The sequence below is a fragment of the Pseudomonas sp. Eth.TT006 genome, assembly GCF_054456575.1.
Genome location: NZ_JBTJEN010000029.1, coordinates 19,747 through 31,331, shown reverse-complemented (window position 1 = coordinate 31,331; position 11,585 = coordinate 19,747). Strand labels below are relative to the sequence as shown.

General features: G+C 61.5%; 8 protein-coding genes and 1 pseudogene. 4 read left to right on the top strand and 5 right to left on the bottom strand.

The window, feature by feature from the left end; all coding sequences use genetic code 11:
* The 3 genes and pseudogenes from ACXR0M_RS26735 to ACXR0M_RS26725 all read right to left on the bottom strand — a co-directional run.
* A pseudogene (locus tag ACXR0M_RS26735) lies at positions 1-1,128 on the bottom strand (hypothetical protein); the annotation flags it as partial.
* Between the two features lie 131 nt (positions 1,129-1,259).
* A complete protein-coding gene (locus ACXR0M_RS26730; RefSeq protein ID WP_458834611.1) occupies positions 1,260-1,655 on the bottom strand; it encodes a YbaN family protein in 396 nt (131 codons plus the stop codon).
* A 10-nt stretch (positions 1,656-1,665) separates the two neighbouring features.
* Entirely contained in the window at positions 1,666-2,253 is a 588-nt protein-coding gene (locus ACXR0M_RS26725; protein ID WP_039765475.1) for a UPF0149 family protein, read from the bottom strand.
* A gap of 379 nt (positions 2,254-2,632) precedes the next feature.
* Here ACXR0M_RS26725 and recQ point away from each other — a divergent pair, with 379 nt between their 5' ends.
* The 3 genes from recQ (at position 2,633) to ACXR0M_RS26710 (ending at position 7,535) form a co-directional block, all read left to right on the top strand.
* A complete protein-coding gene (gene recQ / locus ACXR0M_RS26720; RefSeq protein ID WP_458834610.1) occupies positions 2,633-4,762 on the top strand; it encodes a DNA helicase RecQ in 2,130 nt (709 codons plus the stop codon).
* Positions 4,763-5,212: 450 nt separating this feature from the next.
* Complete coding sequence (locus tag ACXR0M_RS26715) at positions 5,213-5,647, top strand: MarR family transcriptional regulator (protein WP_007919713.1); 435 nt, start codon at positions 5,213-5,215, stop codon at positions 5,645-5,647.
* 127 nt (positions 5,648-5,774) lie between these two features.
* Positions 5,775-7,535: a FimV/HubP family polar landmark protein gene (locus tag ACXR0M_RS26710; protein WP_458834609.1), complete on the top strand. Its 1,761-nt coding sequence runs from the start codon at positions 5,775-5,777 to the stop codon at positions 7,533-7,535.
* A 423-nt stretch (positions 7,536-7,958) separates the two neighbouring features.
* Here ACXR0M_RS26710 and ACXR0M_RS26705 read toward each other — a convergent pair whose 3' ends face one another.
* Entirely contained in the window at positions 7,959-10,160 is a 2,202-nt protein-coding gene (locus ACXR0M_RS26705; RefSeq protein WP_458834608.1) for a patatin-like phospholipase family protein, read from the bottom strand.
* Between the two features lie 71 nt (positions 10,161-10,231).
* Here ACXR0M_RS26705 and ACXR0M_RS26700 point away from each other — a divergent pair, with 71 nt between their 5' ends.
* Positions 10,232-10,519 carry an Rdx family protein gene (locus ACXR0M_RS26700; protein WP_458834607.1) on the top strand — a complete coding sequence of 96 codons (288 nt, stop codon included), beginning with the start codon at positions 10,232-10,234 and terminating at the stop codon, positions 10,517-10,519.
* Here ACXR0M_RS26700 and ACXR0M_RS26695 read toward each other — a convergent pair.
* Positions 10,513-11,406, bottom strand: a complete 894-nt coding sequence (locus ACXR0M_RS26695; RefSeq protein WP_458834606.1) for a DMT family transporter — start codon at positions 11,404-11,406, stop codon at positions 10,513-10,515. The genes ACXR0M_RS26700 and ACXR0M_RS26695 overlap by 7 nt on opposite strands.
* Positions 11,407-11,585 lie beyond the last annotated feature (179 nt).

Genomic DNA, 11,585 nt, shown 5'->3' with positions numbered 1-11,585 from the left:
ATCGCCGAGAAGGGTCACATCCAGAACGTTGTTGGCGTCGGCCTCGATGATTTTGGGCGGGATCAGGGCAGTGGTGGGTAGAGGCAGGATGTTCAGTTGCAAAGGCAGTGAGGTCCGAATGACGCCATTTCGTTCTATAACATAGGTCACGGTGACCTGTTTGCGCAGGCTGTAGGCCAGTACCGAGCGCGGTACCACGAACCTGAGTCCGGCACTGACCAGCCGCTGCGGGCTGGTGAAGGAGCCGGCTGCCGCGCTGCCGGGAGCACCTTGCCAGGTGACAGTGATCTTGTCGGTCGGCAGCAGCGACCCTGGCGGCACGACAGCGGTGACGTCCTGCAAGGTCGGCGTGTAGTTGTTGCCGCTTTGCCCCTCGACGGTTGGTGCTGGCAGATCGAGGCGATCCAGATGAATGTCCAGCACTTGCTCGGGGGACACGGCGCGGTTACCGAGCTGGTCGATGACAAAAAAGTCGACGACGGCTTCCGGGTTGTCACCTGCTCTTTTAAACGCATCGCTGAACAACGTGAGGGTAATGGGTGCTGGAGCATTGGGTACATCGAAGGTGGTGCTGAAGTCACCCACTCGGAGCTGGATGCGGTCGAAAGGTCGGCGGTTGTTGTAGGTGAATGTAAACAACACACCCTGTGCGGCACGGGTTGCGTCAACCCCATTGGCCAGCACGTCAGGAGGAATGACCAGGTTCAGGCTGGTGGAGGCGCGCAAGTTGTAAAGCACCTTCAGGTCACGGGAGTCTTCGGTATTGCCGCCCACGCGGGTGACTCGGTACCACAAACGATTGACCCCCTGATTGAGCCGGCCATGGGGGATGTAGAGCGCCAGGCGCAGATTTTCTTCTCCTGCCATGACTGTTTTGCCCGCCGCAGGCGTGGGGTCGTCGTTGACATACAGATCCACCCGGTCGTTGACCGTCATGGTCGAATTGCTGAGTGCCAGTTCCGACCAGGGATCGACCAGGCATTCGAGGCCGTTGGGCTGGTCGTCATAAATAGCCCGGGCAATCCCTCCGTCGGCGGTACCGTCCGGTTTCACCGGGGTGATCCAGCCCTGAATAATGACCGGATAGAGGGTGAAGAGCTGGTTGAGTACAGAAGACTGAATGTCCATGACGCGCTCCAGGGTGAAAGATCGGCAACTCGATCAGGAGCCGATATCACACAATGAAATGCGGGGGCGGGCTACTGTCAGATCTGACAGTTCAGGTAGGCATTAAGACGAACGGTAGGGGCTGACTCCGCTCAGGATTTACGCAACGTTTTTTGCCGCAAGATATAGACCGTCACCAGCACGGCGCTGGTCAACATGAACCCCCGCGCCCACGGCAGGGGCACCAGGTAGCAGGAAAACAGTATGCTCGCCCACATCAGCCCGATGGCGTAGACCTTGCCCTTGAGCGGAATGCCGTTGCCATCAAGGTAATCACGAATCCACGGGCCAAGCTTCGGGTGCTCGACCAGCCACTGATAGAAGCGCGGGGAACTGCGGGCGAAGCACGCGGCTGCCAGCAGAAGGAAAGGGGTGGTGGGCAGGACCGGCAGGAATATGCCGATCACCCCCAATGCCACGCTGAGCCAGCCGATGGCCAGCAGGATGTAGCGCAACATCAGGGGGCGGTTGCCTATGGGGTTGTCCATAGGCCGGGTCTTAGTGGTGACGTGGCTTGAGGATCGCCGGTTTTTCGTCGGGCGCCTGGCACAGCAGGTACAGCGCGGTCAGGGCTTCCGGGATCTGCACGATCATGTCGTCCATCAGGTTGGCGTCTTTGGCGATGTCTTCGAATTCTGGCTGTTCGTCGAACAGACCGGAACCGACCATGATCGGCAGGAGCATTTCGCTGACTTCTTCTTCGGCGGTCTCGAACCAGGCCGCTTCACGCAGGAACACGCCTTCCATGAAACCGATGCACCAGCCGCGCAGTTCGGAGTCATCCGGGTCGTCGCCCAGGTCCAGCTCGCACGGCAGCTCGAATTCTTCGTCGGACGCCAGTTGGCGGGCGATGTGGGCCTTGAGACCGATCAGGGTGGCTTCGATCTCTTCGCGCTGGGCCTCGCTGCTGTAATGCGGCTCTTCGGCGAACAGGGCGTCGATCCACTCACGCTCCGGTACGTCTTCGGCGCAGATCGACAGCGCGGTCAGGTAACCGTGGGCGGCCACGTAATCCAGCGCCTCTTCGTGCAGCTCGTCGGCGTCGAGAAAGACTTGCAGGCGGGTTAGTTGCTCAGCGAAGGACATTACGGGGCTACCTTGGGAATAAACAATGCGGGAATTCTAGGCCTTCTTGAGCGCTCAAGCCAGCCGCATGGCAGATTTGCCGGCCCGGACACAACATTACCCCTGTAGGAGCTGCCGCAGGCTGCGATCTTTTGATCTTTAAAAACAACATCAAAAGATCGCAGCCTGCGGCAGCTCCTACAGGGGTATGTGTTGCAGATTAATCAGTGTCTTCTCAGCGGCACCCCCTGCCGGGAAGGCCTCGGGTATACTGCCGCGTTTTGCGCTCCCTGCTCGTATTGCGCTGCTTCGGCAATGCGCTCTTACGTTTTGTTTAAGCAGCCGTGGCTGTCCTGAACCAGCCTGTGCAGGGATGTTTCGGTAGATTTTTGGAGTTTTTATGCTCGAACAGGCTCAACGCGTCCTCAAGGACATCTTCGGCTACGACAGTTTCCGTGGCCGTCAGGGTGCAATCATTGAGCGCGTGGCCAGCGGCGGTGATGCGCTGGTGCTGATGCCTACCGGTGGCGGCAAGTCGCTGTGCTTCCAGGTACCGGCGCTGTTGCGCGACGGCCTGGCGGTGGTGGTGTCGCCGTTGATCGCGCTGATGGACGATCAGGTCGCCACCCTCGAAGAGCTGGGCGTGGCGGCGGCAGCGTTGAACTCGACCCTGAGCGCCGAACAGCAGCGCGATCTGGCCAACCGGATCAAGCGTGGCGAAGTGAAAATGCTTTACCTGGCTCCCGAGCGTCTGGTGCAGCCGCGCATGCTGGCCTTCCTGCAGAGCCTTGAGATCGCCCTGTTCGCCATCGACGAAGCGCATTGCGTGTCGCAATGGGGCCATGACTTCCGTCGCGAATACCTGCAACTGGGACAGTTGGCGGAGTTATTCCCGAATGTCCCGCGCATTGCCCTGACCGCCACCGCCGACAAGCGCACCCGCGAAGAAATCGTCGAGCGCCTGCACCTGCAGAACGCCGAGCGCTTCCTGTCGAGCTTCGACCGGCCGAACATCTTCTACCGCATCGTGCCCAAGGAGCAGCCGCGCAAGCAGTTGCTGGCGTTTCTCGCCGAGCGGCGCAGCGATGCCGGCATCGTCTATTGCCTGTCGCGCAAAAAGGTCGAAGAAGTCGCCGCGTTCCTCAGTGAACAGGGCTTCCCGGCGCTGCCGTACCACGCCGGTCTGCCCAACGATCTGCGCGCCTATCACCAGAAGCGCTTCCTCAACGAGGAAGGCCTGATCATGGTCGCCACCGTGGCGTTCGGCATGGGCATTGACAAGCCCAACGTACGTTTCGTCGCGCACCTCGATCTGCCGAAATCCCTTGAGGCCTATTATCAGGAAACCGGTCGCGGCGGCCGTGATGGTCTGCCGGCGGACGCGTGGATGGCCTACGGTCTGCAGGACGTGGTGATGCTCAAACAGATGCTGCAGAACTCCGAAGGCGACGAGCGCCACAAGCGTCTGGAGCAGCACAAGCTCGACGCCATGCTCTCGCTCTGCGAAGAAACCCGCTGCCGCCGCCAGGCGCTGCTCGCGTATTTCGACGAAGACCTGCCCGAGCCGTGCGGCCACTGCGACAACTGTGTCGACGGCGTGCAGACCTGGGACGCCACCGAGCCGGCGCGTCAGGCGCTGTCGGCGATCTATCGCACTGGCCAGCGCTACGGCGTCGGCCATCTGGTGGATGTGCTGCTGGGCAAGGACAACGAAAAGGTCCGCAGCTTTGGCCACCAGCATTTGTCGGTGTATGGCGTCGGCAAGGCGCTGAGCGAGAGCGAATGGCGCTCGCTGTTCCGCCAGTTGGTGGCGCGCGGTCTGGCGGATGTCGATCATGAAGGTTATGGCGGCTTGCGTCTGAGCGACACCTGCCGGCCGTTGCTCAAGGGCGAAGTGAGCCTGGAACTGCGCCGCGATCTCAAGCCGCAAGTCACCGCCAAGACCGCCAGCAAGAGCCCGGCCAGCCAACTGGTGCGCGGCGAAGAGCGCGAGCAGTGGGAAGCCCTGCGCGCGCTGCGGCGCAAGCTGGCGGAAGAACATGGCGTGCCGCCGTACGTTATCTTCCCCGACTCGACGCTGCTGGAAATGCTCCGCAGCCAGCCGACCTCGCTGGCCGACATGGCCCGGGTCAGCGGTGTCGGTGCGCGCAAGCTGGAGCGTTACGGCGAGGCCTTCCTCGAAGTGCTCGGCGGCGAGGCCGAGGCGCCGAAAGCGGTGGCCGACGTGCGTCACGAACTGATCACCCTGGCCCGCGCCGGCATGACCCCGATGCAGATCGCCGGGCAGCTGCAGTGTTCGGAAAAGAACGTCTACACCATGCTCGCCGAGGCCATCGGCAAACAGCAACTGTCGCTGGAACAAGCACTGGATTTGCCGGAAGAGCTGATGGGCGAGGTGCAGGATGCATTCCTCGACGGCGAGGGCGAGTTACCGTCGGTCGCCGAAATTGCCGAGCTGTTCGCCGGTCGGGTTCCGGAAGGTGTGCTGTATTGCGTAAGGGCTGCGCTGCAGTCCGAGTTCGAGATGTAATTCGCCCCTTGCCCCTCTCCCCAGCCCTCTCCCACAGGAGAGGGGGCCGACCGAGTTGTCTTGCGCTATACATCGACCTGAAATACCGGGTTGATTCTGGGTTCAGTTCTCGACCTGAAATACCGGATCGATTGCGGATTCAGCTCAGAGCATTCAGGTCGGTATATTTCCTGAATAATCCCCAATCGGTTCCCTCTCCCATAAGAGAGGGAGCCTATACATTGACCTGAAATACCGGATCGATTCCGGATTCAGCTCAGCGCATTCAGGTCGGCGTATTTCCCGAATATTCCCCAATCGGTTCCCTCTCCCTCCGGGAGAGGGTTAGGGTGAGGGGCTTTTCAGATGTAACGATTCAGTACAGGTCGGCTCTTGCCTATAGCCAAATGTCATGCTTAGCTGACTAATAATTAGTTTTTCTCTATTTGTCAGTCTACTCATGAGTGTTTTATGCCGTTAACCGATCAACACCGTTTTGGTATGCAGCTGGCCCAGATGTCCCGTGGCTGGCGTGCCGAACTGGATCGCCGGCTGGCCGGTCTGGGTCTGTCCCAGGCGCGCTGGCTGGTGCTGCTGCATCTGGCGCGTTTCGAAGAGGCGCCGACCCAACGCGAGCTGGCGCAAAGCGTCGGGGTAGAAGGGCCGACCCTTGCGCGCTTGCTCGATAGCCTGGAAAGCCAGGGACTGGTGCAACGCCAATCCGTGATGGAAGACCGCCGGGCGAAAAAAATCGTGCTCTGTGCCCCGGCATTGCCGCTGATCGAACAAATCGAAACCATTGCCACGCAGCTGCGCCACGAATTGTTCGAAGGCGTGGACGAGGCGGATTTGAAGGTGTGCATGCGTGTTCACGGGCACATTCTGGCCAACCTGGAAAAATCTTGAGGCATAACCGCACGGCGTTTTTTTGAGGGATTGCGCTGAGCCGACTATAAGAACTACTGGGCAATATCGTGTTCGTACCGGATGTGCGAACGCATAGAAGTCGGTTTTGCTTATTTAAGGGATGCTCATGCACGCAAGTCGGCACGTGGTACTGCGCGGTGGCGCCAAATGGCTGCTGGTCGCTGGCGCATTTTGCTATTCGACCTGGTCGATGGCACTGGGCCTGGGGGACATCACCATCCACTCGGGCCTCAATCAACCGTTCAAGGCCGACATCGCCCTGGTCGATGCCGCTGGCCTCAGTGCCAGCGATCTCTCGGTGAGCCTGGCCACGGCCGATGAATTCGGCCGGGCCGGGGTCGAGCGGGTGTTCTTTCTCAATGACCTCAAGTTCACCCCGATCCTGCAGGGCAATCGCCAGATGATCCGGGTGACATCGCGCAAACCGGTCAAAGAGCCTTTTCTGAATTTTCTGCTGCAGCTCAATCAGCCCAATGGTCGCCTGCTGCGCGAGTACACGGTGCTGATCGATCCGCCCGGTTCGCCGAGCATCGTGCCGGCCACGGACGAACCCGAGCCATCTGCGCAATCCTCTGAGTTCCCCAGCGTCGAACCCGTTACGGCGGCGCCACAAGGCGCCCAAGGCAAGCGCGCCGCCGCACCAACGCTGCCTGCAGCCGCTGCTGCGCCGGCCAACGATGCCGTGGCCGAGCAACTGGCGGCCAGCGTGCTGCAGAACCAGCAACTGCAAAAGACCGTCGACGAACTCAATGCAAAGTTGCAGGCGCAAGAGACTCGGATTGCCGAAGGCAAAAAGCAGATCAGTGAGCTGCAAACGCGTCTGAGCGAACTGCAAAAGCCCCCGGCACCCACCATTGCGCCGCCGGCTCCCGCGCCGGCGAGCGCAATACCGCCAGCTGCGGACGATGGCATCAACTGGCCGCTGCTCGGCGGCTTGCTGCTGTTGTCGGGTATGTTGGGGGGCGGGCTATTCATGCGTCGGCGCCGGCAACTGGCAGCCGAGGATGCTGCGCCGCAGGCAATTTTTCCGTCAAGTCAGCCACCGGAGCCGGATGAACCTTCTGTTGCACCCTCAGCCCGCGCCAGCGCGACTGCCGAACAGCGTGAAGAACCGGCGGCCGGTGATGTGCTGGAAGCGGTCGGGATCTACCTGGCTTATGGACGCCTGAACGAGGCTGCCGGGTTGCTGCGTGACGCCCTGGACAAGCACCCCGAACGTACCGACGTGGGCTTGCAATTGCTTGAAGTGCTGGGGCGCCTTGGCGACAGCGCAGCCTATGAGCAACAGGAAACCCGTTTGCGCGAGGCCGGGGTCGATCCGCAGCAACTGGCGGTGATCCGTGCGCGGCATCCAAAGCTCAGCAGCGTGGCGCCGATTGCTCCGGTGTTGCCGGTTGTCGCTGCCGCGCCGGTCGTTGCTGCGCCTGAGGATGAGTTCGAGTTGAACCTGGGCGAGCTGTCGATGGCGTCCAGCTGGGATCTGGAGGAGAGCCGGGCGGCAGGGGAAAACCTGTCGCCGGATGCCGTTTCCGGCTCAAGCCTTGAGGTGCTGCCGGTGGACTTCGAGTTGCCCGATACCGCGCCCATCGAGGAGCAGGAGCTGGAATGGATACCCGAGCCCGACGCGCAACCGCTGGATGATGACTTTCTCAATGAGTTCGGCGATTCACCGCCCTCGCACGCTCTGGAACCCCTGACGTTGCAGGAGCCTGAGCCGGCTGGCGGGTCTCAGAAGCTTGAACAGGCGCAGACCTGCATCGATGACGGTGATATCGATAGTGCGATTGAGTTGCTTAATGAATTGCTCAAGGAGGGGGATGAGCCATTGAAGCAAACGGCGCGTACGTTATTGGCGGGGATTCGCTGATCTGAGTGTCAGGCATTGATGGGTTGATCGGTCTGACGCCTTCGCGGGCAAGCCCGCTCCCACAGGGGAAAATACATTCCAATGTGGAAGCGGGCTTGCCCGCGAAGGCGTCCTGTCAGTCAGCACAAATCCGAAGCCGGGTCAGAATGTCTCCCACAGGGAGGAATGCATTCCAATGTGGGAACGGGCTTGCTCGCGAAGGCGTCCTGTCAGTCAGCACAAATCCGAAGCCGGGTCAGAATGTCTCCCACAGGGAGAAATGCATTCCAATGTGGGAGCGGGCTTGCTCGCGAAGGCGTCCTGTCAGTCAGCACAAATCCGAAGCCGGGTCAGAACGTCTCCCACAGGGAGAAATGCATTCCAATGTGGGAGCGGGCTTGCTCGCGAAGGCGTCCTGTCATTCAACACAAAACTGAAGCCGGGTCAGAACGTCTGCCCCAGATTCAGATACACCGCCTGTTCATCCGCATCATTCAAGCCATAAGTGAAATTCAACGGCCCCAGCGGCGTATCGAACCCGATGAACACGCTGGCGGCGTTGATGTAGCCGCTGTCGAATTCGTTATCGTTGTTCCAGGCCCGGCCGCGTTCCAGCGAGGCGCCGGCGTACAGCGGGAAGTCCAGCGGCAGGTACGAACGCGGCGTCAGGCGGCGGTAATACACCGCGCGCATCAGGCTGACGTTCTGCCCGGAGACCGAGTCTTCGCGAAAGCCCGACAGTTGCCGCGCACCGCCGAGCAGGAAGCTCGACGTCACCACATTGGCGTCGTCCAGCGTGCGGCCATAACGCCCACCGAGAATCAGCGTGTCCGGGCCACGGCTCATGGCTTTGTCGAGTTTGAATTCCCACTGCCGGTAGCGCGTATCCGAACCCAGACCCGGTTCGAATTGCATCAGGGTCAGGCTGACGTCCTTGCCCTCATGGGGGAAGTAGACGTTGTCCAGCGAGTCGAACGAATACTTCAGCGAATAGAAGCCTTCGGTGAAGTTTTCGCTTGGCAGGTTCTGATCGCCGATGCGCACATCGGCCTTGCCCCAGGCCTCGCCGACCCCGAAACGGATTTCGCCGTTGTTGCCGATCTGCCGGCCGAGGTTGAGGCCGAAACCGTAGCGCTCGACGCGGTATTGGGCGATCGGATCGTTGTCGAGTATCGACTCGACGTTTTGCGCTTCAAACGCGGCGTACGGGGCGACGAAGTAGCGCGAGCCGACGTCCAGCGGCTGATAGAACTCGGTGTAGAGCTCCTGTTTGTCGCCAATTTGCGCGCGGGTCAGCCATTCGGCACCGAGGCGGTTGATGCCGTTGATCCGATAGCTGGCGCCGAGGTTGAAGGCGCTGTCGCCGCGCATGTCGTCCGACAGGTTGAGGCCGACGCGCAGGTAATCGGTGCCACTGCGCTTGCCCCGCGCGCTGATCACCAGCGTGTGATCCTGACCCTTGTGTACCACGCGGTATTGCACCTGTTCAAAGTAATCCAGGCCGTACAGCGTGCCCATGTCCGAGTGCAGGCGGCCGAGGTCCAGCGGCTCACCGATCGGCTGGCGGATGTAGTAGCGGATCACCTCGTCGCCGACTTTCGAATCGTTTTCGACCTTGATCGCGGTGATGATCGGCGTGCGCTGCCCCGGAGCGCGCGCGGCGTTGAGTTCGGCGTCCTGGGATTCGTCGGGTTTGAGCCGGGCGAGCCGCGTATCGAGAATTCGCGTGGCGCGGTAACCGGCGTCGATCATTTCCTGAGCCTTGCCGAAGTCGGTGACGCCGAAGGCCGCCAGCGCCGGCTGGATCAGCACGTCCGAGGGCTTGAGAGCAGCCAGTTGTTCTTCGGAGTTGCGCCGGGTCATCAGGGTGATCGACTGGTTCAGCACATCGACCACCGTGCTCAGTTGCTTGCGGTTGCGCAGCGGGGTGCCGATGTCGACCACGATCGCCACGTCGACGCCCATTTCCCGCGCGACATCGAGCGGGATGTTGTCGGTCATGCCACCGTCCACCAGCAGCCGCCCATCAAGTTCGACCGGGGCGAACACCGCCGGGATCGACATGCTGGCGCGGATCACCTGTGGCAGGTGGCCTTTGCGGAACACCACTTTTTCGCCGTTGGCGATGTCGGTAGCGACGGCGCGGAACGGGATCGGCAGCTTGTCGAAGTCGCGGGTATCGCTGGTATGCGCCAGCAGGCTTTCCAGCATCAATGCCAGATTCTGACCCTGAATCACTCCCAGCGGCAGGCCGAGGCTGCCGTCATCGCGAAAGCTCAGTTGCTGTTTCACCAGGAAGTCGCGGTCGTCCTGCTTGCGCCGAAACGGCACGTCTTCCCGGGGCGGGGCATCCGACAGCGCTTGCTGCCAGTCGATGTTCAGCGCGAGTTTTTCCAGTTCATCGATCTTGTAACCCGAGGCATACAGGCCGCCGACCACCGCGCCCATGCTGGTGCCGGCAATCGCATCGATCTTGATGCCTTGCTCCTCCAGTGCCTTGAGCACGCCGATGTGCGCCAGGCCACGGGCGGCACCGCCGGACAGCACCAGGCCGACTTTCGGTCGCGGCGCTTCGGCGGCGTGAGCGCTGATATCAGCAAAAAACGGCAGGAAGCCCAGTAGCAGGCAGAACAGCAAACGGCGCATGACGAGTCTCGGGGCAAGCGATAAAGCCGGCTATTATAGCGGCGCCCTCTGTCTCAGGAGTTTCAGCGAACATGTCTGTCGCCAAAGCGGAAATCACCATCACCTATTGCACCCAATGCCAGTGGCTGCTGCGCGCCGCGTGGCTGGCGCAGGAGCTACTAAGCACCTTTGGCGACGACCTCGGCAAGGTCTCGCTGGTGCCCGGCACCGGCGGGGTGTTTCACATCAGTTGCGACGACGTGCAGATCTGGGAGCGCAAGGCGGACGGTGGTTTTCCTGAGGCCAAGGTGCTCAAGCAGCGGGTGCGCGACCGGATCGACCCCGAGCGCGACCTCGGCCACAACGACCGCACTCAGTGAGACGCGGCCTCGGCGGCGACGGTTTTGCGGTCGGCGCTGCCTGACATCCGCGCCGAGACCACGATGGCGACAATGATCAGCGCGCCACCGATCAGCATGCGCGCCGTCGGGTTTTCGTCGAACAGCAGCCAGGCGATGGTGATGCCGTAAACCGGCTCCATGGCGAACACCACCGCGGCGGTGCGCGCCTTGATCACCGCCAGACTGGCGACAAACAGACTGTGGGCGACACCGGTGCAGAACACCCCGAGCAAGGCGATCCACAGCCAATCGAGGCCTCGGACTTCGCTCAGTTGCGGCGCGGCAACCGGCAGCAGACACAACGCCACCACTACGTTCTGGCACAGCGCGGCCTGCACCGCAGGAATCCGTCCGGAGCTGGCGCGGTTGGTCAGTGAGAGCAGGGCGAACAGCAGGCCCGACAGCACCGCCCACAACAGTCCGGTGGTAGCGCCGCTGGCGAGGTCGAATGTCGGCGTCACCAATATCAGACCGACGCTGACCAGCAGTACCAGCACGATTTCATTGGCGCGGATGCGCTCGCGAAAGATCAGCCCTTCGAGCAGCACCGTGAATGCCGGAAAACTGGCAAAACCCAGCGTTGCAATCGCCACCCCGGCCACCTTCACCGCAAGGAAAAAACTCACCCAGTGCCCGGCCAGCAATACGCCGCTGAGTGCCAGGCGTCGCCAATCGACCGCCTGCAATTTCTGCCAGCCGTGCTGGCTGGCGAAGCGGGCAAAAAAGGCCAGGGCGAGCACGGCAAACGCGGCGCGTCCGAAGACGATCACCGCTGGCGAAGCGGCAGCCAGTTTGCCGAACACACCGGTCAGGCCGAACATCAGAGCGCCGATATGCAGGGCGCCGAGGGCGGTACGCGGAGTCATTGCAATCCTTAATCCAGACACAATTCAAATGTAGGAGCTGCCGCAGGCTGCGATCTTTTGATCTTGATCGTTCCCACGCTCTGCGTGGGAATGCCTCAACGGACGCTCTGCGTCCAGTGATGCGGAGCGTCATGCGCTACGTTCCCACGCGGAGCGTGGGAAGGATCAAGCCAAGATCA